22 protein-coding genes, 2 pseudogenes and 1 riboswitch are annotated in these 26,287 nt (G+C 71.8%); of the genes and pseudogenes, 11 read left to right on the top strand and 13 right to left on the bottom strand.

Annotated elements, in window-relative coordinates; translation table 11 throughout:
- Nucleotides 1-280: 280 nt before the first annotated feature.
- Nucleotides 281-559 carry a MoaD/ThiS family protein gene (locus tag DJ476_RS14770; protein WP_112490732.1) on the bottom strand — a complete coding sequence of 93 codons (279 nt, stop codon included), beginning with the start codon at nucleotides 557-559 and terminating at the stop codon, nucleotides 281-283.
- A gap of 53 nt (nucleotides 560-612) precedes the next feature.
- Nucleotides 613-1,908: a threonine synthase gene (gene thrC / locus DJ476_RS14775; protein ID WP_112490733.1), complete on the bottom strand. Its 1,296-nt coding sequence runs from the start codon at nucleotides 1,906-1,908 to the stop codon at nucleotides 613-615.
- Nucleotides 1,909-1,926: 18 nt separating this feature from the next.
- Nucleotides 1,927-2,054: riboswitch (SAM riboswitch) on the bottom strand.
- Between the two features lie 153 nt (nucleotides 2,055-2,207).
- Here thrC and DJ476_RS14780 point away from each other — a divergent pair.
- Together DJ476_RS14780 and DJ476_RS14785 are read left to right on the top strand one after the other, a co-directional pair.
- A complete protein-coding gene (locus tag DJ476_RS14780; protein ID WP_103420012.1) occupies nucleotides 2,208-3,158 on the top strand; it encodes a glucosyl-3-phosphoglycerate synthase in 951 nt (316 codons plus the stop codon).
- A 149-nt stretch (nucleotides 3,159-3,307) separates the two neighbouring features.
- Nucleotides 3,308-4,696, top strand: a complete 1,389-nt coding sequence (locus DJ476_RS14785) for an alpha,alpha-trehalose-phosphate synthase (UDP-forming) (RefSeq protein ID WP_112490734.1) — start codon at nucleotides 3,308-3,310, stop codon at nucleotides 4,694-4,696.
- A gap of 81 nt (nucleotides 4,697-4,777) precedes the next feature.
- Here the strand turns inward: DJ476_RS14785 and otsB are convergent, their stop codons facing one another.
- From otsB to DJ476_RS14800, 3 genes are all read right to left on the bottom strand, one after another.
- Entirely contained in the window at nucleotides 4,778-5,629 is an 852-nt protein-coding gene (gene otsB / locus DJ476_RS14790) for a trehalose-phosphatase (RefSeq protein ID WP_112490735.1), read from the bottom strand.
- Between the two features lie 211 nt (nucleotides 5,630-5,840).
- The gene (locus DJ476_RS14795; protein ID WP_240676667.1) at nucleotides 5,841-6,152 is read right to left on the bottom strand and encodes a DUF3263 domain-containing protein; all 312 of its coding nucleotides are present in this window, start codon (nucleotides 6,150-6,152) and stop codon (nucleotides 5,841-5,843) included.
- 70 nt (nucleotides 6,153-6,222) lie between these two features.
- Nucleotides 6,223-7,500, bottom strand: a complete 1,278-nt coding sequence (locus DJ476_RS14800; protein WP_103420018.1) for an ABC transporter substrate-binding protein — start codon at nucleotides 7,498-7,500, stop codon at nucleotides 6,223-6,225.
- Between the two features lie 450 nt (nucleotides 7,501-7,950).
- On the opposite strand from DJ476_RS14800, the gene DJ476_RS14805 reads away from it, so the two are divergent.
- The 3 genes from DJ476_RS14805 to DJ476_RS14815 all read left to right on the top strand — a co-directional run bounded on the left by DJ476_RS14805 (nucleotide 7,951) and on the right by DJ476_RS14815 (nucleotide 11,194).
- The gene (locus DJ476_RS14805) at nucleotides 7,951-8,844 is read left to right on the top strand and encodes an ROK family protein (protein WP_404827591.1); all 894 of its coding nucleotides are present in this window, start codon (nucleotides 7,951-7,953) and stop codon (nucleotides 8,842-8,844) included.
- A complete protein-coding gene (gene nagA, locus DJ476_RS14810; RefSeq protein ID WP_103420022.1) occupies nucleotides 8,844-10,001 on the top strand; it encodes an N-acetylglucosamine-6-phosphate deacetylase in 1,158 nt (385 codons plus the stop codon). The genes DJ476_RS14805 and nagA overlap by 1 nt, the downstream gene beginning before the upstream one ends.
- A 266-nt stretch (nucleotides 10,002-10,267) precedes the next feature.
- A complete protein-coding gene (locus tag DJ476_RS14815; RefSeq protein WP_103420024.1) occupies nucleotides 10,268-11,194 on the top strand; it encodes a 1-phosphofructokinase family hexose kinase in 927 nt (308 codons plus the stop codon).
- Between the two features lie 72 nt (nucleotides 11,195-11,266).
- On the opposite strand, the gene DJ476_RS14820 is transcribed toward DJ476_RS14815, so the two are convergent.
- Together DJ476_RS14820 and cdgB are read right to left on the bottom strand one after the other, a co-directional pair.
- Nucleotides 11,267-12,268 carry a CBM35 domain-containing protein gene (locus DJ476_RS14820; RefSeq protein WP_103420026.1) on the bottom strand — a complete coding sequence of 334 codons (1,002 nt, stop codon included), beginning with the start codon at nucleotides 12,266-12,268 and terminating at the stop codon, nucleotides 11,267-11,269.
- A gap of 144 nt (nucleotides 12,269-12,412) precedes the next feature.
- Nucleotides 12,413-14,068 (bottom strand): diguanylate cyclase CdgB, encoded by a 1,656-nt coding sequence (gene cdgB / locus DJ476_RS14825; RefSeq protein ID WP_103420028.1) that lies wholly within the window; start codon nucleotides 14,066-14,068, stop codon nucleotides 12,413-12,415.
- Between the two features lie 362 nt (nucleotides 14,069-14,430).
- Here cdgB and DJ476_RS14830 point away from each other — a divergent pair, with 362 nt between their 5' ends.
- Nucleotides 14,431-15,075, top strand: coding sequence for a flavin reductase family protein (locus DJ476_RS14830; protein WP_381246813.1), 645 nt, complete (start codon nucleotides 14,431-14,433; stop codon nucleotides 15,073-15,075).
- 68 nt (nucleotides 15,076-15,143) lie between these two features.
- On the opposite strand, the gene arfB is transcribed toward DJ476_RS14830, so the two are convergent.
- Nucleotides 15,144-15,578 carry an alternative ribosome rescue aminoacyl-tRNA hydrolase ArfB gene (gene arfB / locus DJ476_RS14835; protein ID WP_019762784.1) on the bottom strand — a complete coding sequence of 145 codons (435 nt, stop codon included), beginning with the start codon at nucleotides 15,576-15,578 and terminating at the stop codon, nucleotides 15,144-15,146.
- 231 nt (nucleotides 15,579-15,809) lie between these two features.
- On the opposite strand from arfB, the gene DJ476_RS14840 reads away from it, so the two are divergent.
- Together DJ476_RS14840 and DJ476_RS14845 are read left to right on the top strand one after the other, a co-directional pair.
- On the top strand, nucleotides 15,810-16,385 hold the full coding sequence (locus DJ476_RS14840) for a TerD family protein (RefSeq protein WP_018489015.1): 576 nt from the start codon (nucleotides 15,810-15,812) through the stop codon (nucleotides 16,383-16,385).
- 317 nt (nucleotides 16,386-16,702) lie between these two features.
- Nucleotides 16,703-18,357: pseudogene (locus DJ476_RS14845) on the top strand (M4 family metallopeptidase).
- A gap of 28 nt (nucleotides 18,358-18,385) precedes the next feature.
- On the opposite strand, the gene DJ476_RS14850 reads toward DJ476_RS14845, so the two are convergent.
- From DJ476_RS14850 to DJ476_RS14865, 4 genes are all read right to left on the bottom strand, one after another.
- A complete protein-coding gene (locus DJ476_RS14850; RefSeq protein WP_112490737.1) occupies nucleotides 18,386-19,891 on the bottom strand; it encodes a M1 family metallopeptidase in 1,506 nt (501 codons plus the stop codon).
- 97 nt (nucleotides 19,892-19,988) lie between these two features.
- Nucleotides 19,989-21,335 carry a YncE family protein gene (locus DJ476_RS14855; protein ID WP_318294698.1) on the bottom strand — a complete coding sequence of 449 codons (1,347 nt, stop codon included), beginning with the start codon at nucleotides 21,333-21,335 and terminating at the stop codon, nucleotides 19,989-19,991.
- Nucleotides 21,332-21,928 carry an ankyrin repeat domain-containing protein gene (locus tag DJ476_RS14860; RefSeq protein WP_070199423.1) on the bottom strand — a complete coding sequence of 199 codons (597 nt, stop codon included), beginning with the start codon at nucleotides 21,926-21,928 and terminating at the stop codon, nucleotides 21,332-21,334. The genes DJ476_RS14855 and DJ476_RS14860 overlap by 4 nt, the downstream gene beginning before the upstream one ends.
- Before the next feature lie 46 nt (nucleotides 21,929-21,974).
- Nucleotides 21,975-22,532: a GlcG/HbpS family heme-binding protein gene (locus DJ476_RS14865; RefSeq protein ID WP_018489010.1), complete on the bottom strand. Its 558-nt coding sequence runs from the start codon at nucleotides 22,530-22,532 to the stop codon at nucleotides 21,975-21,977.
- A gap of 235 nt (nucleotides 22,533-22,767) precedes the next feature.
- Between DJ476_RS14865 and DJ476_RS14870 the strand changes: the two are divergent.
- Together DJ476_RS14870 and DJ476_RS14875 are read left to right on the top strand one after the other, a co-directional pair.
- Nucleotides 22,768-24,056: pseudogene (locus tag DJ476_RS14870) on the top strand (sensor histidine kinase).
- On the top strand, nucleotides 24,053-24,706 hold the full coding sequence (locus DJ476_RS14875; protein ID WP_112490738.1) for a response regulator: 654 nt from the start codon (nucleotides 24,053-24,055) through the stop codon (nucleotides 24,704-24,706). The pseudogene DJ476_RS14870 and the gene DJ476_RS14875 overlap by 4 nt, the downstream one beginning before the upstream one ends.
- 40 nt (nucleotides 24,707-24,746) lie before the next feature.
- Here the strand turns inward: DJ476_RS14875 and DJ476_RS14880 are convergent, their stop codons facing one another.
- Nucleotides 24,747-25,631 carry an RpnC/YadD family protein gene (locus tag DJ476_RS14880; RefSeq protein ID WP_112490739.1) on the bottom strand — a complete coding sequence of 295 codons (885 nt, stop codon included), beginning with the start codon at nucleotides 25,629-25,631 and terminating at the stop codon, nucleotides 24,747-24,749.
- Nucleotides 25,632-25,733: 102 nt separating this feature from the next.
- On the opposite strand from DJ476_RS14880, the gene DJ476_RS14885 reads away from it, so the two are divergent.
- Nucleotides 25,734-26,231: a hypothetical protein gene (locus DJ476_RS14885; protein ID WP_028419539.1), complete on the top strand. Its 498-nt coding sequence runs from the start codon at nucleotides 25,734-25,736 to the stop codon at nucleotides 26,229-26,231.
- The last annotated feature ends 56 nt before the right edge of the window (nucleotides 26,232-26,287 follow it).

The raw sequence follows: 26,287 nt of genomic DNA on the forward strand, positions 1-26,287 counted from the left end.
GCCCTCTGCAACAGGTCAATCGGACGAGAATTCTGGGCACGGCCGAACGCCCGAATATGCGGGATTGCTGAAATTTACGGGCAAGTCGGGCCAGGCAAAGGCCACTTATGCCTCAAGGGGTTCACGCACTTTGGCTGCTTCTTATCGGGTCCGGGCGCATTCTCATATGCGGGCGGCGCGTGCAGCGGAGGGGGTTTCCCCAACTGTACCGTGCTCAACCATGCAGAATTGCCCCCTCCTCCCCGAGGGGTGGAGGGGGCAATGGTGTTCGTACGGGTGTTCAGCAGCCGCCGGCCACGGCGGGGATGATCGAGATACCGGCGCCGTCCGGCGTGGCCGCGTCCAGGCCGCCCTCGAAGCGCACGTCGTCGTCGTTGACGTACACGTTCACGAAGCGGCGCAGCTTGCCCCGGTCGTCCAGGACGCGGGCGGCGATGCCCGGGTGGTCCTTCTCCAGGGACTCGATGACCTCGGCGAGCGTGGCGCCCTCGGCCGGGACCTCGGCCTGGCCGCCGGTGTAGGTGCGGAGGATGGTGGGGATGCGGACCTTGACGCTCATGACGGAGGCCTTTCTGACTGCTGCGGTCGGGGCGATCGGGGCGATCGGGATGATCAGGCGGCGGCGAGGCCCGCGGCGCGGAACGCGTCCAGGCTCGGCTTGATGGTGGCCGTCGCCTGCGAGGTCGCGGAGACCGCGTCGAGCGTCTTGAGCCCGTCACCGGTGTTCAGGACGACGGTGGTGAGCGCCGGGTCGATCACCCCGGCCTCGATCAGCTTCTTCGTCACGCCGACCGTCACACCGCCCGCCGTCTCACCGAAGATGCCCTCGGTGCGCGCCAGCAGCTTGATCGCGTCGACGACCTGCTCGTCGTTGACGTCCTCCACCGCGCCGCCCGTGCGGCGGGCGATGTCCAGGACGTACGGGCCGTCCGCCGGGTTGCCGATGGCCAGGGACTTGGCGATGGTGTTCGGCTTCTGGGGCCGTACGACGTCGTGCCCGGCCTTGAAGGCGGCGGAGACCGGGGAGCAGCCCTCGGCCTGGGCGCCGAAGATCTTGTACGGCCGGTCCTCGACCAGGCCGAGCCTGATCAGCTCCTGGAACCCCTTGTCGATCTTCGTCAGCTGGGAGCCGGACGCGATCGGGATGACGATCTGGTCGGGCAGCCGCCAGCCGAGCTGCTCGCAGATCTCGAACGCCAGGGTCTTGGAGCCCTCGCCGTAGTACGGCCGCAGGTTGACGTTGACGAAGCCCCAGCCCTCGCCGAGCGGGTCCCCGATCAGCTCGGAGCAGAAGCGGTTCACGTCGTCGTAGTTGCCCTCGATGCCGACCAGCTCACCGCCGTACACCGCGGCCATGACGACCTTGCCCTGCTCCAGGTCGTGCGGGATGAAGACGCAGGAGCGCAGTCCGGCGCGGGCGGCGGCGGCGCCGACGGCACCGGCCAGGTTGCCCGTGGAGGAGCAGGAGAGGGTGGTGAAACCGAAGGCTCGGGCGGCCTCGACGGCGATCGCGACGACGCGGTCCTTGAAGGAGTGCGTCGGGTTGCCGGAGTCGTCCTTGACGTACAGACCGCCGGTGACGCCCAGCTCGCGGGCGAGGTTGTCGGCCTTGACCAGCTTGGTGAAGCCGGGGTTCAGGTTGGGCTTGTCGGCCACGTCGGCGGGGACCGGCAGCAGTGGGGCGTAGCGCCAGATGTTGTCGGGACCGGCCTCGATGCGCTTGCGCAGCGCCTCCGGGTCACCGGCCGGCAGGTCGTACGCCACTTCCAGCGGCCCGAAACAGGACGCACAGGCGAACAGGGGGCCGAGGTCGAAACGCTCGCCGCACTCGCGGCAGGAAAGCGCCACGGCGGGACCGAGGTCCACGGAAGCGGTGGTGGCATTACCTGCGATGGTCTGAACAGCCATGATGGCGGAGGCCCTTTCTCCTCATCTTCCTCGCAGCGCATTTCGCCGCAAGACGGAATTGGCACCTTCCCCACCGTGACCTCGCGGTCGGCAGGAGGGTTGCCGGGACTTCAACGGGCCGTTCCCTCAGTCCCTCTGGATGAGCTCTGTGGCACCGGATCTTCGATCCAGGCGTTTGTGTGACGACGGACCCCGACATGCGACGGTCGTCCGCGTTGTTCAAGACTGTAACCGAAGGACGGGACGGTTGAGATAGTCGTCCGAACGGCGAGATGGATCACACACAGGGAGTTCAGACCGTGCTCGAAGAGGTGGAACGCTGGCTGACCAGGCGGTCCTGGTCGTCCGCCGACCGCCCGCTGGACCGGCTCCTCGACGCCCGGACCGCCGAACCGCACCGCACCTCGGTGAGTGTGGTGCTGCCCGCGCTGAACGAGGAGGCCACGGTCGGTGCGATCGTGGCGACGATCCGGCGGGAGCTGATGGAGAAGGTCCGGCTGGTGGACGAGCTGGTGGTGATCGACTCCGGTTCGACCGACGCCACCGCCGCCGTCGCCCGGGAGGCGGGCGCCCGGGTGGTCCACCGGGACGCGATCCTGCCCCGGATACCGGCCGTGCCGGGCAAGGGCGAGGTCCTCTGGCGGTCGCTCCTGGTGACCAGCGGGGAGATCGTCTGCTTCGTCGACGCGGACCTCAAGGACTTCTCGGCGGACTTCGTCTCGGGGACGGTCGGGCCGCTGCTGACCGATCCGGCGGTGCACTTCGTCAAGGCGATGTACGACCGTCCGCTCGGCGACACCGCAGGTCAGGGCGGTCGCGTCACCGAGCTGGTGGCCCGCCCACTGCTCAATCTGCACTGGCCGCAGCTGGCCGGGTTCGTGCAGCCGCTGGGCGGCGAGTACGCGGTGCGGCGCTCGCTGCTGGAGCGGCTGCCCTTCCCGGTCGGTTACGGAGTGGAGCTGGGGCTCCTGGTCGACGCGCTGCACACCGTGGGCCTCGACGCGCTGGGCCAGGTCGACGTGGGGGTGCGGCGCCACCGCCACCAGGACGGGCAGGCGCTGGGCCGGATGGCTGCGGCGATCTACCGCACGGCCCAGCTCCGGCTCTCCCGGGGCCATCTGGTGCGGCCCGCGCTGACGCAGTTCGAGCGGGGCGCGGAGGGGTTCGTACCGCGCACCCATGCGGTGGACACGGAGGAGCGGCCGCCGATGCGGGAGATCGCGGAGTACGCGGAGCGGTGGGCGGCGTGAGGCGCGCGCGGGGCTTCGGCAGCCCTGAGGCGTGCGCGGGCGAGGCGGCCGGCGTGAGGCGTGCGCGGGCGCGGTGGGCGGCGCGGTGCCGGTGACCGATCCTCCGGACGCGCGTTTGGCGGCTTCCCTCACGGGCTAGGTTCCGCTACATGGTCACCGAGCATGCCGAAGCCACCGCCCAGGTCCTCGTCGCGTCCAACCGCGGCCCCATCACGTACACGCTCGGCGAGGACGGAACGCTCGACGCCAAGCGCGGCGGCGGGGGTCTCGTCTCCGGGCTGAGCGCCGTCGACGACAAGCTGTGGGTCTGTGCGGCCCTCGGGGACGGCGACCGCGAGGCGGTGCGACGCGGGGTCGGTGAGCCGGGCGTACGGATGCTGGACATCGACGCCGAGGTCCACGCCGACGCGTACAACGGCATCGCCAACTCCGTGCTGTGGTTCGTCCACCACCTGCTGTACCAGACCCCCGTGGAGCCGGTCTTCGACGCGGAGTTCCGGCGGCAGTGGGCCTCCTACGAGACGTACAACCGGGCCTTCGCCCAGGCCCTCGCGGAGGAGGCGGGGGAAGGCGCCTCGGTCCTCGTCCAGGACTACCACCTGGCCCTGGTCCCCGGGATGCTCCGCGAGCTGCGCCCGGATCTGCGGATCGGCCACTTCTCGCACACCCCGTGGGCGCCGGTGGACTACTTCCGGCTGCTGCCCGACGACATCGGTGAGCAGTTGCTGCGGGGCATCCTCGGCGCGGACCGGGCCGCGTTCCTGACCCGGCGGTGGGCGGACGCGTTCATCGGCTGCTGTACGGAGATCCTCGGCGGGACGGGCCGGACCCGGATCGGGGTGCACGGGCTGGGGGCGGACGCGGACTTCCTGCGCCGACGCTCGCGCGAGGCGGACGTGGACGAGCGGATGGCGGCGCTGCGGGAGCAGGTGGGCGAGAACCGGAAGACGATCGTGCGGGTGGACCGCACGGAGCTGTCCAAGAACATCGTGCGCGGCCTGCACGCCTACCGGGCCCTGCTGGAGGCCCACCCGGAGTGGCGCGAACACGTGGTCCATGTGGCCTTCGCCTACCCCTCCCGCCAGGACCTCGCGGTCTACCGGGACTACACGGCGGCGGTGCAGTCGCTGGCCACGGAGATCAACGGGGCTTACGGGACCGAGAGTTGGACGCCTGTCGTCCTCCACGTGAAGGACGACTTCGCCCGCTCGCTCGCCGCGTACCGGCTGGCGGACGTGGCCCTGGTCAACCCGATCCGCGACGGCATGAACCTGGTCGCCAAGGAGGTCCCCGTCGTCTCCGACCACGGCTGCGCGCTGGTGCTGTCACGGGAGGCGGGGGCGTACGAGGAACTGGGCGAGGACGCGATCGTGGTGAACCCGTACGACGTGACGGGCACGGCGGAGGCGCTCCACGAGGCCCTGTCGATGGGCGCCGAGGAGCGGACGGGCCGCACGAAGCGGCTGGCGGAGGCGGCGACGGCGCTCCCGCCGCAGCGGTGGTTCCTGGATCAGCTGGAGGCGCTGCGGCAGGAGTGAGGGGAGCCGCTTACGGCGCTCCCGGCACTTCCGGTACGACTACGGCTCAGAGGCGGCCGGCCAGGTCTGTGCAAGTACGACTCAGAGGCGGTCGGCCAGCGCTGCCAGGAACTCCACCACGGCGGCCGGCCCCGGCACCAACAGGTCGGCGCGCTCGGCCAGTTCGGGCACCTCGGCGCTGCCGCTGCACACCAGCAGCCCCGGGATTCCTTCCGTGCCCGCGCCGCGCAGCTTCTCCACGGTGGCGAAGGCGGCGAGGTCCCCGAGGTCGTCGCCCGCGTACAGCACGGAGGTGGCGCCCACCTCCCGTACGTACTCCGCGAGCGCGACGCCCTTGTCCATGCCCGGCGGGCGCAACTCCAGCACCTGGCGGCCCGGTTCGAGGATCAGCCCGTGGCGGGCGGCCAGCTCGCCGAGAGGGCCGCGCAGGGTCTCGAAGGCCGCCTGCGGGTCGTCGGCGCGGCGGGTGTGGACGGCGACGGCCTGGCCCTTCTCCTCGATCCAGGTGCCGTGCCAGGCGCCGAACTCGTGCAGTACGCCGGGGAGTTCGGCCCGCGCCTCGGCCACGCCGGCGTGCGGGGCGGGGGCGTTCACGGTGCCGGTGGCGGCGTCCCAGCGCTCGGCGCCGTAGTGGCCGAGGACGACGAGGTGGTCCAGACCGGTGACGCCCGCGAAGCCGCCGTACCGTACGGCCACGCCCGCGGGGCGGCCGGTGATCACGGCGATCGAGGCGACCTTCGGGGCGAGCGCGGCGAGCGCCTCGGCGGCGCCGGGGTGGGCGCGGGCCTGCTCGGGGTCGGGGACGATGTCGGCGAGCGTGCCGTCGAAGTCGAGAGCGACGACCGCGCGGTCGGGCCGCTGGAGGATGGCCTCCAGGCCCTCCCGGCCGGCCGGGGTGGTCGGGGTCGGCAGATGTACGGAGTGGCTGCCCATGGGGTGAGCGTAGCAATCCGCCCCCTCCGGCGATTGAGGAGCGGAGGTTCGGGGGCAGCGCCCTGGACCTACCGGGGCTCCGCCCCGCACCCCGCTCCTCAATCGCCGGAGAGGCTTGAATTGCGCCCCGCAGCCGAAAGCCGACGGGGCAAAATCCAGCCCCTCCGGCGTTTGAGGAGCGGGGGCGCGGGGGCAGCGCCCCCGAGGGCCGTCACCGTCTCCCCCGGCGCTCCTCCTTCAGGCGGCGGAGGCGGTTCACCGTGACCGGGTCCTCCCGTAGCGCCCGCTCGTCCTCGATCAGCGCGTTGAGGAGCTGGAAGTACCGCACCGGGGACATCCCCAGCTCCTCCCGGATCGCCCGCTCCTTCGCCCCGGGCCCCGCCCACGACCTCCGCTCCAGCGCGAGCACCGCCCGCGCCCGGGCGGACAGCTCGGCGGAAGCGGACGGCAGGGGCTCGGAGCCGGAGCCGGGCTCGGCACCGGAGACGGAGTCGGCGCCGGGCTCGGAGTCGGAGGTGGTCATACGGCCAACCTAGCCGCGACCACCCACACCGCGCCCCGCCCCCGGCTCTGCCCCCGGCACCCGCGCCCCGCTACTCCGCGCTCTCCGCCCGCGTCGCCTCGGCCGCTATCGAGCCGAGCACCCGCTCCGGGCTGCCGCCGGGGGCGACCGCCTCGCCGATGTTCTTCTTGACCGACTCGCTCACCGTCGCCCAGGACGTCTTGCCGAAGGGGGGCAGCTGGGAGTTGGGCAGCGCGGCCAGGAACTCGCGCAGCTTCACGTGCTTGTTGTCGGTCTCCATCTCGGCGGAGGCGCTGCCGGTCACCGGGAGCAGGTCGTACTCGTCGGCGAAGGCGAGCACGTTCTCGTCGGAGTAGGCGTAGTCGAAGAACTTGCCGATCGCCTGGCGGTTGCCGTTCTGCTTGAAGCCCATCATCCAGTCGGCGACGCCCATCGACCCCTTGGTCGGGCCCTCGGCGCCGGGCAGCGGCACCATGCCGACCTTGACGCCCTTGGCCTCGGCCTCCTCCATCAGCGTGGGGTGGCCGTTGAGCATGCCGACCTCGCCCTTGGTGAACGCCTCGAAGGCCTTCGCCCGGTCCAGCTTGCCCGGGGCGACCGGGCCGGTGAGGCCCTTGCCGACGAGGTTGTCGCGGAGCCAGGTGAACGTGGCGATGTTCTGGGCCGAGTCGATGTCGTACAGGCCGACGTCGTCGACGTAACCGCCGCTGTTGCTGAGCAGCCACATCATGGTCTCGGCCTGGGCCTCCTCCTGGCCGAGCGGGAGGGCGAAGGGGTACTTCACCCCCTGGGCCTTGAGCGCGGCGGCCCCGCTCTGGATGTCGTCCCAGGTCTTGGGGGCCTTGAGGCCCGCCTGGTCGAAGAGCTTCTCGTTGTAGAAGAGCAGCCGGGTGCTGGCGACGAACGGGAGCCCGTACAGCGTGCCGTCGACCTTGCCCGCGTCCGTGAGGGAGGGCAGGAAGTTGGCCTGGGTGCGGATGGAGACCATCTGGTCGACGCTGTAGAGCTTGTCGGCCTTGGCGAAGTCGGCGTAGGCGCCGATCTGCGCGATGTCGGGGGCCTTGCCCTCCTTGACCATCTCGGCGACCTTGCGGTCGACGTCCTTCCAGGAGAGGACGTTGACCTCGACCTTGATGCCGGGGTTCGCCTTCTCGAAGCCGGCCACGAGGCCGCTCCAGTACTTCTCGGAGCTGTTGGCCGCGCTCGTGCCGTAGTCGGCGGCGACCAGCTTCAGGGTGACGTCGCCCGTGCCGCTGTCCTCCCCGCAGCCCGACAACGTTGCCGTCATACCCAGCGCGGCAACCACCGCGGTCAGAACCGTAAAGCGCCGCTGCACAGCCTCGCCCATCCTCGTTGATACTCCACCTGGTCACGGACGGTGGCGCGCCGTCACCGTGCGGGGCCTTCCATGGGCCGGCCGCGGTGCCGCCACCCGTCCTGCCACCGTCCGGGTGAACAGCGATTTTCCCCCACGCCGGAGGGGGAGGTCTACACCACCGGAGTATCGCTTCGGCAACGTATACGGGCCCCGGAGGCCACAACTGGCTTACGTGGTCTGGCAGTCGGAGCCCCGAACCCGTATCTTGGTCCAGACCATTGGACGGGCGGAGCCCTGCCATGGCCGCAACGCGGGTGCCCATTTCGTCGCTTTCCCTCGGAAAACGCCCCGCCTTCCTTCGTTCATCATTTTGTATGGATGCACAACAAACCACGCTAGTGGACTAGACCTTTTAGGGGTCGGCGGGCGAAACTGTCTCCCGTGAGACATGTCATCGCCCTCGATGTGGGCGGCACCGGAATGAAGGCCGCGCTGGTCGGGACCGACGGCACGCTGCTCCACGAGGCGCGGCGGGCCACCGGCCGGAAGCGCGGCGCCGACGCGGTCGTCGAGACCATCCTCGCGTTCGCCGCGGAGCTGCGCGCCTACGGCGAGGAGCACCTCGGCGAGACCGCCGTCGCCGCCGGGGTCGCCGTGCCCGGCATCGTCGACGCCGAGAAGGGGATCGCGGTCTACTCCGCCAACCTCGGCTGGCGTGACGTACCGATGCGCGCCCTGCTCGGTGAGCGGCTCGGCGGGATCCCGGTCGCCCTCGGCCACGACGTCCGCACCGGCGGGCTCGCCGAGGGCCGCATCGGCGCCGGACGGGGTGCCGACCGCTTCCTGTTCATGCCGCTGGGCACCGGGATAGCCGGGGCCATCGGCATCGGGAGCACCATCGAGGCGGGTGCCCACGGGTACGCGGGCGAGATCGGCCACATCGTGGTCCGCCCCGACGGCCCCGAGTGCCACTGCGGGCAGCGCGGCTGTCTGGAGACCCTGGCCTCCGCCTCCGCGGTGACCCGGGCCTGGGCCGCCGCCTCCGGCGACCCCGAGGCGGACGCCGCGGACTGCGCCAAGGCCGTCGAGTCCGGCGATCCGGCGGCGATCGCCGTCTGGCGGGACGCGGTCGACGCGCTCGCCGCCGGGCTCGTCACCGCGCTCACCCTGCTGGACCCGCGCACGCTCATCATCGGTGGCGGGCTGGCGGAGGCCGGGGAAACCTTGTTCACACCACTGCGTGCGGCCGTCGAGGAACGCGTCACGTTCCAGAAGCTGCCCCACATCGTCCCGGCGGCCCTCGGGGACACCGCCGGATGCCTGGGCGCGGGGCTGCTCGCCTGGGATCTACTCTCCACGGAGGTTTCCGCCTGATGGCCGGACGCGCAGCAGACAGCACGGTCCTCGCGGGCGCCCGGGTGGTCCTTCCCACCGGGACCGTGGAGGACGGCCGGGTGACCGTCGAGTCCACCCGGATCTCCGGCACCGCTCCCGAGGACGCCCGGGTCGTCGACCTCACCGGCCACTGGGTGGTCCCCGGCTTCGTCGACATGCACAACCACGGCGGCGGCGGGGCCTCCTTCACCTCCGGCACCGCGGCCCAGGTCCTCGACGGCATCCGTACGCACCGCGAGCACGGCACCACCACCCTGGTCGGCTCCATGGTCACCGGCGAGATGGACTTCCTCGTCCGGCAGGCCGGGATCCTCTCCGAGCTGGTCGAACAGGGCGACCTGGCCGGCCTCCACTTCGAGGGCCCGTTCATCTCGCCCTGCCGCAAGGGCGCCCACAGCGAGCAGCTGCTGCGCTACCCGGACCCGGCCGAGGTCCGCAAGCTGGTCGACGCCGGACGCGGCACCGCCCGGATGGTGACCCTCGCCACCGAGCTGCCCGGCGGCATCGACTCCGTCCGGCTCCTCGCCGACCTCGGGGTGATCGCCGCGATCGGCCACACCGACGCCACGTACGCGCAGACCGTCGAGGCGATCGAGGCGGGCGCCACCGTCGCCACGCACCTGTTCAACGCGATGCCCCCCATCGCCCACCGCGAGCCCGGCCCGATCACCGCGCTCCTGGAGGACGACCGGATCACCGTCGAGCTGATCAACGACGGTACGCATCTGCACCCGGCGGTCCTGGAGCTGGCCTACCGCCACAAGGGCGCCGGCCGGGTCGCGCTGATCACCGACGCGATGGACGCGGCCGGGTTCGGCGACGGCGAGTACCAGCTCGGCCCGCTCGCCGTCGAGGTCCGCGACGGCGTCGCCCGGCTGGTGGAGGGCGGCTCCATCGCGGGCTCGACCCTCACGCTGGACACCGCGTTCCGCCGGGCCGTCACCATCGACCGGATCCCGGTGGAGGACGTCGTACGGTCCATCTCGGCCAACCCCGCCCGCCTCCTCGGCGTCGACGACCGGGTCGGTTCGCTGGAGCCGGGCAAGGACGCGGACCTGGTGGTGCTCGACGAGGACTTCGTCCTGGCGGGCGTCATGCGCAAGGGCGAGTGGATCATCGAGCCGAAGACGGCGTGAGCACCCGCCCTCGATGGGCACGTCCTTGCGGGGCACGTCCTCGCGGGGCACGTCCTCGCGGGACACGTGACGAAGTCCCTTTGCAGGGCACGTAACGAAGAGATGGCGGTCGGAGCCGAGGTCTGGGCCCGGCCGCCCTCCCTTTGGCATGATCAACAGGCTCGTACCACCGGGCGAGGGGCCGGCGGGCGGAGACCCGACGGCCCGGCGCGCCGAGGGCCGGGCCGACCGACGGTGCGACGGATCGAGGGAGAGGGCCGGACCACGTGATACTGACCGTCACGCTGAACACCGCGCTCGACGTGACCTACACCGTCGACGCGCTCGTCCCGCACCGCAGCCACCGGGTCGGCGAGGTCGTCGAACGCCCCGGCGGCAAGGGCCTCAACGTCGCCCGGGTCCTCGGCGCGCTCGGCCACGACACCGTGGTCACCGGCTTCGTCGGCGGGGCCACCGGAGCCGTCCTGCGCGACCTCCTCGCCCCGCTCCCGCCCCGCGACGCGCTCGTCCGGGTCGCCGGGAACACCCGCCGCACGCTCGCGATCACCGACCGGTCGACCGGCGACACCACCCAGCTCAACGAGCCCGGACCGCAGGTCGGCGCCGCCGAGTGGGCCGCCTTCCTGCGGACGTACGGGGAACTCGTCGCGGACGCCGACGCGGTCGCCCTCTGCGGTTCGCTGCCGCCCGGCATCCATGTCGGGGCGTACGCGGAGCTGATCCGGACCGCCCGCGCCGCCGGCGTACCCGTCCTCCTGGACACCAGCGGCGAACCCCTGCGCCGGGGCATCGCCGCCCGCCCCGACCTGGTCAAGCCGAACGCGGACGAGCTGGCCCGGCTGACCGGCTTCCGCGAACCGCTCCGCGCCGCCCGGGACGCCCGCCGCCGCGGGGCCCACGCGGTGATCGCCTCCCTGGGGCCCGAGGGGCTCCTCGCCGAGACCCCGGAGGGCGGCTGGCGGGCCGCCCCGCCCACGCCCGTCCGCGGCAACCCGACCGGAGCGGGCGACTCCGCGGTGGCCGGGCTGCTCTCCGCCCTGGCCGAGGGGCTCGACTGGCCCGGCCGGCTCGCCCGCGCGGTGGCCCTGTCGACGGCGACGGTCCTGGCCCCGGCGGCCGGCGAGTTCGACGCGGCGGCCTACGCGGAGCTGCTGCCGCGCGTGACGGTGGAGCCGTACGCCGCCGCATCCTGATCCCGCCGGGAACACGTACGCCGAGGCCCCGGCCGGGGCCTCGGCGTCTTCACCGGGGGATGAGGAGGTCCGCTACTTCTGCGTGACTTCCAGCCAGTCGAGGACCACGTCGCACTGGTTGCCGTCCTCGCACGAGATCTTGATCTCGTTCTCGCCCTTCTTGAGGTCGACCGGCGCCCAGGTGGTCTGCCAGTTCTTCTCCAGGTTCGTGTCCGAGGAGTTGATGAAGTTCTTCAGCCCGATCGGCTGGGAGTTCGGCTTCCCGTTGACCGTCAGGGTGGCGTTGGCGTCGACGGCCGGGATGGCGTAGCGCACGGTGAGGCGGTACGAGCCCTCGGTCGGCATGTTCGCCTTCCAGGTCACCGAGGAACCGACGTTGTTGAACCCGGTGACGTACGTGCCGTTGACCCCCTGGGCCCCTTCGACCGAGCTTTCCACCGTGGTCGAGCCGCCCAGCGTCAGCGTCGCCGCGTCCTGCTTCGGCAGTTCGAGGGCCGGGCTCTCCTCGGGCTTCTTCTCCGGCTCCTTCGCCTTGTCGGACTCCTTCGCCTCACCGGCGGGGCCCTCCGACGACGCGGCCTCGTTCTTCTTGTCCTTGTCGCCGTCGTTGCCCGAGAGCAGCGCGGCGCCGATGCCGATGAGGACGACCGCGACCACGGCGACCGCCGCGATCAGCAGCGCCTTGGTGTTGGGGCCGCCCCGGCCGCCGGAACCGCCGCCGTCCTGCGCCGGGCCGCGGTGCGCGGTGGGCGCGCCGCCCGGGTAGGTCTCGGGGGCGGCGTACTGCGGGTTCGGCTGGTGGTACTGGGGGGCGGGCTGCTGGCCGTAGGCCTGCTGGGGCGGGTAGCCGTACCCGGGCTGCGGGGGCGCCTGCTGCTGCCCGTACTGGCGCTCGCCGACGGCCCGCACCTGGTTGTACGACGTTCTCGGCACGCCGGGCTGCGCGGCCGGACCCGGGTAGCCGTAGCCGCCCTGTCCAGGCGGCTGGGCGCCTGCCGCCTGTCCGTCCGCGTACAGGTAGCCGAACGGATCGTCGTCCTCGGGCTTGCTCGCGCCGTTGTTCCCGGCCGTCATCCCTGGGTCACTCCTCACCATCTCGCCAGCCGTCGCCGACCGGGCGAGCCTACCTCGAACGGAGCACAGTCCGAATGACGATCATCCACCGGACAGATCCGGCGGAACGGGTACGGGGTAGGGGCAGGGCCGGACGGATGAACGTCAGCCGGCCCTGCGGTGAACCTTGGACCGCGACCGCTTCTCGACGTACATCCGCTGGTCGGCGGAGCGCAGGACCTCTTCCACGCTCATCCCGCACTCGGCCCAGCCGATGCCGAAGCTCGCCCCGACCCGGACGGCGCGCCCATCGACCCTTATGGGCGGAATGATGGCATTTCTGAGACGTACGGCCAGGTCAGCGGCGTCCGCCGCCCCGAGGCCGTCCGCGAGAACGACGAATTCGTCACCTCCGAGCCGGGCGACCGTATCGCCGTCCCGGACGCAGGTGGAGAGCCGCCGCGCGACCTCGATGAGCACCGCGTCCCCCGTGTGGTGCCCGAAGCGGTCGTTGATGGACTTGAAGCCGTCGAGGTCGCAGAAGAGGACCGCGAGCCCCTTCGTCCCGTCGTCGTGCTCCGCGTCGGGGGCGAGGGCGTGCACATGGTGGTCGTAGAGCCCGCCGCCGGGCACCGCCTCCCCCTCGTACCCGTCGGGCTGGTAGCTGTGGGTGAGCGACGACTCGACGTCCCCGTACGCCGCGTCCAGCGCCTCGATCGCGGTCGCCGCCGGGGAGTTCGGGCGTTCGCAGAGCCGGGCGCCGATGCGGGACTTCAGCTCGGCGCTGTTGGGCAGGCCGGTGAGCGCGTCGTGCGAGGCGCGGTGGGCGAGGTTCAGCTCGTGGCGCTTGCGCTCCTCGATGTCCTCGACGTGGGTGAGGAGGAAGCGCGGGCCGTCGGCGGTGTCCGCGACGACGGAGTTCCGCAGCGAGACCCAGAGGTACGTGCCGTCCCGGCGGCTCAGCCGCAGCTCCGCCCGGCCGCCCTCGGCGGAGGTGCGCAGCAGGGTGCCGATGTCCTCGGGGTGGACGAGGTCGGCGAAGGAGTAGCGGCGCAGTACGGAGGCGGGGCGGCCGAACAGCCGGCACAGGGCGTCGTTGGTGCGCAGCAGCCGGCCGTGCTGGTCGCCGCCCATCTCCGCGATGGCCATGCCGCTGGGCGCGTACTCGAAGGCCTGTCGGAAGGACTCCTCGCTCGCCCGCAGCGCCTGCTGCTCCCGCTCCAGCCGGACCAGCGCGCGCTGCATGTTTGCTCGCAGGCGAGCGTTGCTGATCGCAATGGCGGCCTGGGAGGCGTACATCTGGAGCGCCTCGCGCCCCCACGCGCCGGGGCGGCGCCCGTTGCGCGGCCGGTCGACGGATATGACCCCCAGGAGGTCCCGGCCGCCCCCGGAGGCGTACATCGGGGCGTAGAGGCGGTCCAGCGGGTGCCACTCGTCCTCGAACCGGGGCTCGGGCCCCTCGGTGTGCCACTGCGGTACGTCGTCGTCGAGCAGGACCCAGCCCTCGGTGTGCGGGATGAACCTCAACTGGTCCCATGCCTCGCCCATGGAGAGGCGGCGCTCCCAGGAGGCGCGGGAGCCGACGCGGCCGGTGATCAGGGCCTCGGCGGCGGCGTTGCCCGCGAAGGCGGCGATGACGAGGTCGCCGTCGGGCCGGACCAGGTTGACGCAGCCCAGCTCGTAGCCGAGACCGGTGACGATGCCGTCCGCCACGGTCTGCAGCGTGTCCGCCAGACTCCGCGCCGTGTTGAGATCAGCGACGGCCTGGTGCAGCTGCCGCATGGTCGCAAGGCGGACATAGGGTTCCGACTCGGCCTCCATTGCTCGCACTCCCCGAGACCTCGACAGCAACTCCAGGTTTCATATCGACGTACTTGTTGCAGTGTCACGGCCACTGAATCACAGTGAGCTGTGCACCCGGTACACAGGGTCAGCAGAAAATGGACTCTGTGACTCAAGTCACAACAGATGGTTCAGGGGTTGGGAGTGACTCTTCCGCCCTTCTCTCGTTTCCCTGGCGCAAATTCGGCCATGCCCCTCCCGGGCCTTTCGGCCACTCTCCGGGGTCCGGACACGGTTGCTGAGCGCGTGCTGCCGTACGGCGCCGGTCCTAGGACCGGCCGGAGCCGGACTGGTCCCCTGGCCCGATGCGGCGGCCGGGCGGGCGCGGTTAGCGTGCCGGTGTGCTCCAGAAGACTCCCGCCACCCCGCGCCCCGAGACCGTGCCCCCTGCCGGGGGAGCCGGTGATGCCCCGCATGCCGAGGGAGCCGGTGCCGCCCCGCATGCCGAGGGGGCGGGCGCCGTCCCGCATGCTGAGGGGGTGAGCAACGACGAGTTCCGCGCAGCACTCGCGCGGCTGGCCGCCGGAGTGGTGCTGGTCACCGCCCAGGAGCCGCCGCTCGACGAGGAGGGCCGCGGCGAGGACGTCGGCATGACGGCCACCGCCTTCATGTCCGTCTCCCTGGACCCGCCCCTGGTGATGGTGAGCCTGCGCAACGGCTCCCGGATGGACGACCTGCTCGACGAACAGCCCCTGTGGGCCGTCTCCGTGCTGGCCGCGAGCCAGCGCCACATCGCGGGGCGGTTCGCCATGAAGGGCCGGATCAGCGACCGGCTGCTCTTCCAGGACCTGGCGTACGTACGGGGCGGGGTGAGCCACGCGCCCCTGATCGGCGGGGCGCTGGCGACGCTGGAGTGCCGTACGGAGCAGCGCGTGGTGGCCGGTGACCACACCCTGGTGATCGGGCGCGTGCTGACGGCGGAGCTGCCTAGCCCGGAGGGCGAGCCGCTGACGTACTTCAAGGGGCGTTACCGGCAGTTGGGGTGAGGCACGTCTCCGGTTCGGGGTGAGGCACCCCGCCGGTGGCGCGCCGGAGCTACCAGTCGCGGCCCGAACTACCAGTCCCGGCCCGAGCGGCCCCGCTTGGTCTCGCCGCGCTGCTTCTTCTCGCGCAGCCTGCGCTCGTTGATCCCGCGCGGGATCTTCCGCTTGATGCGCGGCTTGGGCGGCGGCGCGGTGGCCTCGGCCAGGAGCGCGGCGAGCCGGACGGCGGCCGTCTCGCGGTTGCGCCACTGGGAGCGGTGCTCCGACGCCCGTACGGAGACGACTCCGCCCACCAGCCTCCCCGCCAGCCGCTCCAGCGCCCGCGCCTTCCACACCTCGGGGAGCGCGTCGGTCGCGGCGAGGTCGAAGCGCAGCTCCACCTGGGAGTCACTGGTGTTGACGTGCTGGCCACCGGGACCGGAGGAGCGCGAGAAACGCCACATCAGCTCGGCCTCCGGGAGGGAGACCGAGCCGCGGATGACATAGGGCCCGGACATGACACCCATGTTCCCCGCTCCCCGCCCGGTCCGTCACCTTCTTTTGGCCTCGGGGACTCCCGCAGGCCCCTGAGGTCCCGGATACCCCTGAGGTCCCTTCAGGAGGTCTCTTCCGGAGGAAGTTCGGCAAAGAAAGTAAAGAGAACAGGAACCTCATGGTCTGCTGACTGCGTTATGACGGGTGACGGTAGCTTTCGTGATGGCACGAATGCCCGCACACGACGAGGAAAGGGACTTCCCATGGCTGTAAGCCTGTCCAAGGGCGGCAACGTCTCGCTCACCAAGGAGGCCCCGGGCCTGACCGCCGTCACGGTCGGCCTCGGCTGGGACGTCCGCACCACCACCGGCACCGACTTCGACCTCGACGCCTCGGCGATCGCGGTCAACGCGGCCGGCAAGGTCGTCTCCGACGCCCACTTCGTCTTCTTCAACAACAAGTCGACGCCGGACCAGACCATCGTGCACACCGGTGACAACGTCACGGGTGAGGGCGAGGGTGACGACGAGCAGATCAACGTCAACCTGGCGGGCCTGCCTGCCGACGTGGACAAGATCGTCTTCCCGGTCTCGATCTACGACGCCGAGAGCCGCAGCCAGAACTTCGGCCAGGTGCGCAACGCCTTCATCCGCATCCTCAACCAGGCCGGCGGCGCCGAGATCGCCCGCTACGACCTGAGCGAGGACGCCGCCACCGAGACCGCCATGGTCTTCGGCGAGCTGTACCGCAACGGTGCCGAGTGGAAGTTCCGCGCGGTCGGCCAGGGTTACGCCTCCGGCCTCAGCGGCATCGCCCGCGACTTCGGCGTCAACCTCTGATCCAGCTGATCACGAGCTGACCCCGAGCTGACCCGTTCAGCACCGGCGCAACACCGAGCGCCACCCGGACAGCACGAGAGCCCCCAGCCGCCTGCGCGCGGCCGGGGGCTCCCGCGTATGTGCACCGTAGCCAACTCCCGTACGCGGCGCAGCAGAATCACGCCACTCCACCGAATACCGGACAGCACAGCACCCCAGTCGGACAAGAACTGGTCAAAAACTTGTGAGGCAATTGTCGGCGCACGGTCAACCCCGCCGATTCGGTGGCACGCTCTCCGCTCGTAGTCCCCCCACAGGACGACCGACGGAGAACACACATGAACCTCCATTCCACCCCCCACAACTCCCGTGCCGCACGCACCACTCGGGGAACCCGGACCACTCGGCGGCTCGCGGCACTCGCGGCGGTCGCCGCGATGGTCGTCGCCGGTGTCCAGACCGGCTCGGCGGTCGCCATCTCGGCCGACGGCAACGGCGACAACGGCGGCGCATCGGCGGCGCATCGGCGGCGCCCACCACGGCCGCCGCACTCGGCATCAACTCCTCGGCCGACCGCGCCACCGCCATCAAGTCGGCGCAGACGGAGACCGCTTCGGCCGCGAAGGCCCTGAAGCTGGGCGGCCAGGAGAAGCTGATCGTCCGTGATGTGATCACGGACGCCCGGGGCACGGTCCACACCCGCTACGAGCGCACCTACGACGGCCTGCCCGTCCTCGGCGGCGACCTCGTCACCCACACCGCCGCCGACGGCACGCTCAAGGGCGTCGACAAGGCGACGGACGCGAAGATAGCCGTGGCGTCGACCACGCCGAAGCTGAAGAGCGCGGCGGCCGACGCCCGCAAGGTCATCTGGGCGGGCCACGGCGGAAAGCCCGTCCTCGCCTTCGAGACCGTGAGGACCGGGGTGCAGAAGGACGGCACGCCCAGCCGGGTCCACACCCTCACCGACGCCACGACCGGCGAGAAGCTGTACAGCTACGAGGCGGTCAAGACCGGCGCGGGCCACGGCCAGTACAGCGGCGAGGTGGAGATCACCACGACCAAGACCGACGCCGGCTTCGAGCTGACCGACGGCGAGCGCGGCGGCCACAAGACGTACGACCTCGACCAGGGCTCGTCCGGCACCGGCGCCCTCGTCACGGACGACGACGACACCTGGGGCGACGGCACGGCCGGGGACCGGCAGACCGCCGCCGTCGACGCCCACTACGGCGCCGCGAAGACCTGGGACTTCTACAAGTCGGCGCTCGGCCGGGACGGTATCCGGGGCGACGGCCAGGCCGCGTACTCCCGTGTCCACTACGGCAAGGCGTACGTCAACGCCTTCTGGGACGACAGCTGCTTCTGCATGACGTACGGCGACGGCGAGGGCGACAAGAAGCCGCTCACCTCGCTCGACGTCGCGGGCCACGAGATGACCCACGGCCTGACCTCCGCCACCGCCGACCTCAACTACTCCGGTGAGTCCGGCGGCCTCAACGAGGCGACCAGCGACATCCTCGGCACCTCGGTGGAGTTCTTCGCCGACAACGCCTCGGACGCCGGTGACTACCTCATCGGCGAGAAGATCGACATCAACGGCGACGGCACCCCGCTGCGCTACATGGACCAGCCCAGCAAGGACGGCAGCTCGGCGGACTACTGGGACGAGAACCTCGGCAACCTGGACGTCCACCACTCCTCCGGTGTCGCCAACCACTTCTTCTACCTGCTCGCCGAGGGCAGCGGGAAGAAGACGATCAACGGCGTCGACTACGACTCCCCCACCGCCGACGGCTCGACGCTGACGGGCATCGGCCGGGAGAAGGCGTACCAGATCTGGTACAAGGCGCTCTCCGTCTACATGACCTCCACCACCGACTACGCGGGCGCGCGCGTCGCGACCGAGAAGGCGGCGACCGACCTGTTCGGCGCGGACAGCGAGGAGCTGAAGGCGGTCTCGGCCACCTGGGCGGCGGTCAACGTCAAGTAACGCCAGGCTCGGTGCGTGCGGAAGCCGGTCAGTCCTCCACGGGCGGCCGGCTTTCGCCGTACAGCCAGTCGTCCCACAGCTCGGTCAGGTCCTCGCCCGTCTCCTCCTCCACGTACGCGGTGAAGTCGTCGGTGGAGGCGTTTCCGTGCCGGTGCGTCTCCGTCCACCCCCTGACCAGGTCGAAGAACGCCTCGTCGTCGTCGATCGCGAGCCTGAGCCGGTGGACGACCATGGCCCCGCGCCCGTACACCGGCGCCTCGGAGATATCGGCGGCGGACGGTGGTCCGGCGGGCGGGAAGGCCCAGTTGGCGCCGTCCTCGTACGCCTCGTCGAAACTCTCTTCGACCGGTACGTCGTCGTGGTCGGCGGCCCAGAGCCACTCCGCGTACGTGGCGAAGCCCTCGTTGAGCCACATGTCCCGCCAGCTCTTCGGGGTGACGGAGTTCCCGAACCACTGGTGGGCCAGCTCATGGACGAGGAGCGCGGTGTCGGGCGGGCCGGGGAAGACGGGCCGGTTCTGGGTCTCCAGGGCGTACTCCGCGTCGCCCGTACGCTCCACGATCGCCCCGGCGGAGGTGAAGGGGTACGGCCCGAACTTCTCCGCCGACCACGCGAGCACCGCCGGGATCCCGTCCAGCACCTCTTCGCTCGCGGCCTCCGACTCCGGGTCCACGGCGGTGAAGAGCCGGATGCCGTCGGGGGTGGCGGACTGGTGGGTGGAGAAACGGCCGACGGCGAGCGTCGCCAGATAGCTCGCCATGGGCTCGGCGGTCCGCCAGTGGTAGGTGGTACGGCCGTCCTCCGTGCGCCGGGAGATCAGCTCGCCGTTGGAGACCGCCGTCAGCGGGTCGGGAACGGTGACCTCGATGTCGTACGTGGCCTTGTCGCTCGGGTGGTGGTTGCCGGGGAACCAGGCCATGGAGCCGGTCGGCTCCCCGAGGGCGACCGCCCCGTCCGCCGTCCGCAGCCAGCCCTCCTTCGACCCGTCCGGGTCGGTGATGGTCTGCGGGGAGCCGGAGTAGCGCACGACGGTGGTGAACGTGCGCCCCTTGCGCAACCGGTCCTCCACGGCGGAGCCCGGACGGATGATCAGCTCCTTGCCCGCCCGGTTCACGGCCGCCGGCCGCCCCTCCACGGTGGCGCTCTCGACGTCCAGCCCGGCCAGGTCGAGGTGGAAGGCGCTCAGGTCCTGGGTGGCGCGGGCGGTGATGGTGGCGGTACCGCGCAGCCGGTCGGCGGGGCGGTCGGACGGCTGGGCGGACGGGCTGCTCGTGCCGTCGGCGGGGCCGCGCTTGTCGTCGGCGGGGCGCTTTTCGTCGGCGGGGCGGCGCTTGTCGTCGGCGGAGGGGCCGATGTCGAGCTTGAGGCTGTAGTGGGTGACGTCGTAGCCGCCGTTGCCGAGCCCCGGGAAGTACGGGTCGCGGAGCCCGGCCGCGCCCGGGGTGCCCTCGACGCCTCCGGTGCAGCCCGCGCCGAGGAGGGCGAGGGCGAGGAGCAGGGCGAGCGGGGTGGCGGCGGGGGTGCGGCGGTTCACCGGTCGATCCTAGGCGTCGGGGCACGAGCCTCAGGAGAAGCGGCCCGGGGGAGGGAAGGAGCCGCCCGCCCCGGGGGATGGGCGGACGGCTCCCGGCTCAGAGGATGGCGATTCCGAGCGGACGGTTGCCTGCGGAAAGGCGAATCGGCTTGTTTCTCTCGTTGTTGGGGGTGGCGGGGGCGTCGAGCTTGTCGGGCTTGTCGAGTTCGACGACGGTGATGCCGTTCCAGTAGCCGTCGCGGGTGAACCCTCCGGTGACGTACGCGGTACTTCCGTCCGCCGACACCGCCACGTCCTCGTGCGGCCCCTCCAGGGGAACGATCCGCTCCTCGCCGTCCGGGGCGCGGACCGTGAGGGAGGGACCCCCGTCGGCCGAACCGATCGGGCCGGTGCCGACGACGAGAAGGGTGCCGTCGGGGGCGAGGGCCGCGCCGTGCTGGTGGGTGCCGGCCGTCATCCGCTCGATGGTGACCTTGCCGCTGCGCGGGTCGAGCACGGCCAGCCGCTCCCCCTCGAAGGGCAGCAGCAGCCTGCCGTCCTGGGGGCGTACGACGGCGTAGTGCGGCTTCAGCCAGGAGCCGAGCCCGCCCTCGGTGCCGTACGGGGCGACTTCCATGCGCCGGGTCCGCAGGGTGTCCGGGTCCACCGCCGTCACGTCGAAGGAGTCGTGGTTGGTGGCGTACACCTCGCGGCCGTCCGGCGACACGTCCACGTCGAAGGGGCGGCGGCCGACGCCGACGACGCCGGTGACCTCGCGGGTCGCGGTGTCGACGACCTCCAGCGTGCCGTTGCCGCCGGGCACGTTGACCCCGACGTAGACGTGCCGGCCGTCGGGGGCGAGGGCGATGCCCATGCCGCCGCCCCGGTACTCGCCGGTGGTGACGGGCCCCGTCTCCGTCTCGTACGGAATCAGCGCGAGCCGGGTCCGCCGCTGCGTGTCCACGACGGCGACGCCCTCGGCGGTGGCGACCCAGGCGCGCCCGTCCTCCCCGACGACGAGCCCGTAGGGGGCGGTGCCGACCTCGACGGAGGCGATGGGGCCGCCGTTCCTGCCGGAGCCGTCCCGGCCGGGGTCGACGAAGGTGACGGTGTCGCTGCCGAAGTCGGCCACGAGGAGGGTGCCTTCGGGGGTGGGGGTGGGCGCGCTACGGGAGGGGGCCGGGGCGGCGGTCGTCGTACTCCCGGACGCGGCGGGGGTGTTGGGGGTGTGGGGGGTGCCCGTCGTGCCCGTCGTGCCCGGGGCGACCTCCGTCGGGCCGGTCGTGCACCCGGCGAGCACGGCGGCCACGAGGAGGCCGAGGGTGAGGCGGCGGAGGGGGGCAGCGCGTACGCGGGACCCTCGTACTCCGGTGGTACGTCCACCGGACCCACGTACGTCCGACCCGCGTACATCGACCGCACGTACGCCGACCCCGCCTGCATCGACCCCGCGTACGCCGGTCATGCGGCGGCCCGCAGCAGCGCGGCGATCTCCGCGAACCCGCGCCGCTCGGCGTGGGCCAGGGCCGTCACCCCGTCCCCGTCCGGCAGCCCGGGAGAGGCGCCGGCGGCCAGCAGCGCCTCCACGACCTCCTGGTGCGCCCGGCCGCCGTCGCCCAGGATCACCGCCTCCAGCAGGGCGGTCCAGCCGAGCCGGTTGACGTGGTCCACGTCGATGTCGGTGCGGCGCAGCACCTCCCGTACGTACGCGACATGGCCACGCTCGGCGGCCGGGATCAGCGAGATGCCGCCGAACCGGTTGCGCAGGGTGAGATCGGGCCCGGCGGGCAGCAGCACCTCCAGCATCGCGACGCTGCCGGTGACCCCGGTGACCAGCCAGGGGCTGTCCTCGCGCCGGTCCTGGGCGTCCGGGTCGGCCCCGGCGGCCACGAGCAGCCGGGCCGCCTCCACGTGGTCGCCGAGGGCGGCGAGGAGGAGCGGGGTGCGCAGCTCCTCGTCGCGGGCGTCGACACGGGCGCCGCCCTCGATCGCGGTGCGCACACCGTCGGTGTCGCCGGTGCGTGCGGCGGTGAGCAGGGCGTGATCGAGGGCGTTCATGGGCCTCTCCGTTCTCGGCTCTCGGCTCTCGGCGGTGCGGTGGTGATTATCGGGCGAGGGCGGCGACGCCCGCCTTGGCGAACTTCTCGTCCAGGTCGCCGCTGGGCGCGCCCGCCACGCCGATGCCCGCGACCGGGGCGCCCTTGACCTGGACCGGAGCGCCGCCCCCGAGGAACAGGGTGCCGGGGATGTCCTTCAGGTTGGGGGTCTGCTCCAGGCGCTTGACCAGCTCGGAGGTGGGGGCGTTCCAGGAGACGGCGGTGAACGCCTTCTTCACGGCGGACTCGGGCGACTGCGGGCCCGCGCCGTCGCCGCGCAGCGTCACGATGGTGTTGCCGTTGCGGTCGACGACGGCGACCGAGACGCGCTGGTTCTCCTTCTTCGCGGCGTCCAGCGTGGCCTGCGCGGCCTTGGTGGCGGCGGCCACGGTGAGGTGGGTGCTCTGCTGGAGGTTGCGGTTGTGGGTGTCGGCCTTGACCGCGGCGGCGGGGGCGGCGGCCGGGGCGGAGGCGTTCGCGGAGACGGCGCCGAAGGTTCCGGCCCCGAGGGCGGCGACGGCGACGGTACCGGTGAGGACACGGGCACGCAGCGACAGCTTCTTCATGGTGGCTCCCTGGAGGTTTCCGGGCCCGTCCCGACGACGGCCCCGGCGTTTCGTTCTCTGCCATCGATCCTCCGGGCGGATCCGGCCCCGTACGGTCGACGTACCGGCTGGAAGCGGCGCGCGGGACGGTCGATGTCCCTGTCGGCCGATCGGTTGATGCGCGGGTGGTCCGACGGGGTCACCATGGAGGGATCTGCGCAGGTCAGCGAGGAAAAGTGAGGTCGTGGAGTACGTGATGGAGCAGCGCAGCGGTTCGGCGGAGGGGGACGGTACGGCCGTCGGCCCCGACCCCGACGCGCGCTGGCTCGCGCTCCTCATGCACGCCGCGTTCTTCCTGCTGCTCGGTGCCTCGCTGACCAGGTTCCTGATGCGGCACCCCGGCGAGGCCCGTACGCCGTGGATCATCGCGCTGTCGATCACCCTGGCCGTGCTGTATCTGCTGGGGCCCGTCCTCGGCTCGCGCCCCACCCCGCGCCGGGTGGCCTGGCTCGGGGTCCTGGTCGCCGTCTGGATGGTGCTGGTCGTGCTGGCGCCGAGCTTCGCGTGGTGCGCGGTGCCGCTGTTCTACACCGGGCTGCGCATTCTGCCGCCGCGCGCGGCGCTCGCGCTGGTCGCCCTGCTCACCGCGTTCGTGGTGGCCGCCCAACTGCGCCTGGCCACGGGGTTCGACCCGAACCTGGTGCTCGCCCCGCCCGCCGTGGCGGCCGTCGCCACCGCCGTCTTCGTCCATATGCAACGGCAGGCCGTACGGCAACGGGAACTGGCGGCCCGTCAGCGCGAGCTGATCGACGACCTGCTGCGCACGCGGCGCGAACTGGCCGCCACCGAGCGGCGCGAGGGCACCCTCGCGGAGCGTCAGCGGCTCTCCATGGAGATCCACGACACGCTGGCGCAGGGCCTGTCCAGCCAGCAGATGCTGCTCCAGGCGGCCGATCGCACGTGGGACGCCGACCCGGAGGCGGCCCGTCGCCATGTCCGTACGGCCACGGGCATCGCGGAACGCAACCTCGCGGAGGCCCGCCGCTTCGTCCACGACCTGGCCCCGGCCGATCTGGCGGAGGGCGGCGGCCTGGAGGCGGCCCTGCACGCACTGGCGGCCCGTGAGACGGCCCAGGCGGAGGGGCCCTGACCGTCCGCTGCCATGTGGAGGGCACGCCGTACGCGCCCCTGCCGGACCGGGTGCAGTCCGCGCTGCTGCGGATCGCGCAGGGGGCTCTCGCGAACGTACGGGAGCACGCCGACGCCACCGCCGCCGGGCTGACCCTGACCCACCTGGGCGACCGGGTGGTCCTGGACATCGGGGACAACGGCCGCGGGTTCACGCCGGAGCCCGGCGCCCCGCGCACGACGGGCGCCGTACGGGGCCACGGTCTCCCGGCGATGCGGGCCCGTGTGCACCAGCTCGGCGGGACGCTGACGATCGAGTCGGCCCCGGGCGAGGGCACGGTGCTCTCGGCCGGAATCCCGCTCACCACGCCACAGGACCCCGCAGAAGGCCCCATGACCACGGAGGACCCCACATGACCGGCGAGACAACCGCGTCCCCCGCCCCCGCCCCCGTACGCATCCTGCTCTGCGACGACCACGTGGTCGTCCGCGCCGGGCTGCTGGCCCTCCTCGGCAGCGAACCGGACATCGAGGTCGTCGGGGAGGCGGGCAGCGGCGAGGAGGCCGTGGTGCTCGCCGCCCGCCTCACCCCCGACGTCGTCCTCATGGACCTCCAGCTCGGTGAGGGCATCGACGGCGTGGAGGCCACCCGCCGCATCGCCGCCGGGGGCAGGGTCCACGTCCTGGTGCTGACCACGTACGACACGGACGCCGACATCACCCGCGCCATCGAGGCCGGGGCCACCGGCTATCTGCTGAAGGCGGAGCGCCCGGAGGAGCTGTTCGCCGCCATCCGCTCGGCCGCCCAGGGCCGCACCACGCTCTCGGCACCCGTCGCCAGCCGGGTCATGGCCCGGATGCGCAGCCCCCGCCCGACCCTCACCGACCGCGAACGCGACATCCTGGCCCAGCTCTCCCAGGGCCTGGGCAACCGGGACATCGCCCGCGCCCTGTTCATCAGCGAGGCCACGGTCAAGACCCACCTGGGCCGCATCTACGACAAGCTCGGCGTCGACACCCGCGCGGGCGCGGTCTCGGTGGCCAAGGAGCAGCGGCTGCTGTCCTGACCGGGCCGGACCAGGCCAGGCCGACCCAACCCCCCGGCGCTCAGCTCTCGTCGAACACCGCGTCGGCGGTGGGCGCGGTGACGGCCCGCTCGAACCACACGTCGAGCACGGCGAGATCCTTGCAGTCGGTGATCCGCTGCCGCGCCTCGTCCGGCAGGGCGACACCGCGCACGGCGAGAATCCGCAGAATGTCCTCGCCACGGCTCTCCAGCCGCCCCTCCAACCGCCCCTCATCGCGGAAGGATTCGGCGACGAAGCCACGGAAGTGGCTGAGACCAGTGCCCATCAGGTTCCTCCAGAGCTCACGGGCCGGGGTGGCGCCCAGGCCCGCTTCGGTGAATTCGGCGAAGACCACTGCGGCGTCGGCATCCGTGGCCCGGAGGGCCTCGGCGAGTGCGTCCAGTATGGCAGCGATGTCGTGATCGTTACTATGGGTGATCGCGGAGAAGACGGCCATCGGGAGGTCTTCGGCGGCTCGCGCCGCGTCCGTGACCATCGGGACGTTGTGCGGGCCGAGCACCAGCGGGTACACGGCAAGGCTCGGGTGCTTCTCCAGGCCGATGCGGATGGGCTCGGCCGCCCATTCCGCCGTCCCTTTGTCCCGGCAGACGACCAGCAGCACCGGCGGGTACCGGAACTTCGCGTAGAGGTGGGCGAGGTAGTAGGCCCAACTGCTCCGCTTGTCCGGGTCCTTCCTGCCCTGGGCCTCGATCGCCAGCAGGAGGCTGTCCCCGCCGGCCAGGTCGATGCGCAGGAGCGTGTCCACATGCCGTTCGACCGGTCTGATCTCCGTGAGATCCGTGTCCATGAGCGACACCGCGACGGGCTCCGGAAAGGGGATGCCCAGGGTGCGGAAGGCACTGGCGAATAAGCCAGGACTTTCCTGAAAGATCCGATGATGAGCCTCATGAGGCGAACTGACCATATGCCGGAGGCTAGAGGCCGTTACAGCACATGCGTGAGGCATATGCCTATTCGTTCACCCGATCGTGTGGGTCTCGGCTTCCCGGCATGACACCATCGACCCGTGCTCGACATCGGCTACTCCCTCTCCCGCCGCTTCCCCGACCCCCCGCAGACCGACTACCGCCGTGCGGACGTCCGCGCGCTGCGGCACGACCTGTTCTCCGGTGACGTCTACCTCGCGGACACCAAGGCCGACCGCGAGGTGTCCACAGCCTGGGGATGGGTGCCGGTGCTCGACTTCGCGTGGGCGCTGTGCGACATCGTCGAGCAGATCGACCAGGACCCCCGGGGCAACCGCTCACACCGCAGGCAGTACGCGGAGCTGGACTTCACCGAGTCCTCGGACGTCATGATCTTCGAGCGGCGGTTCGGCTGGGTCGACGTCGAGGCGGACTGGATGCCCGGCGACGAGCCCCCGCTCACCTTCAGCCACTCCCTCCTGCGCCGCGAGGCCCGCGACTTCCTGCACGACCTGATCGCGGACCTGGCCGACATGCACGACGGCCTCGCCGACAACCCCGTGATCTGGGACCTCCAGGCCCGCTTCCCCCGGCTCTGACCCCTCCCCCGAATCTGCCCCTTCGGCCGCCTCCGATCCAACCGCCTCCGTCCCCG

It is taken from the genome of Streptomyces bacillaris (genome assembly GCF_003268675.1).
Lineage (GTDB): Bacteria > Actinomycetota > Actinomycetes > Streptomycetales > Streptomycetaceae > Streptomyces > Streptomyces bacillaris.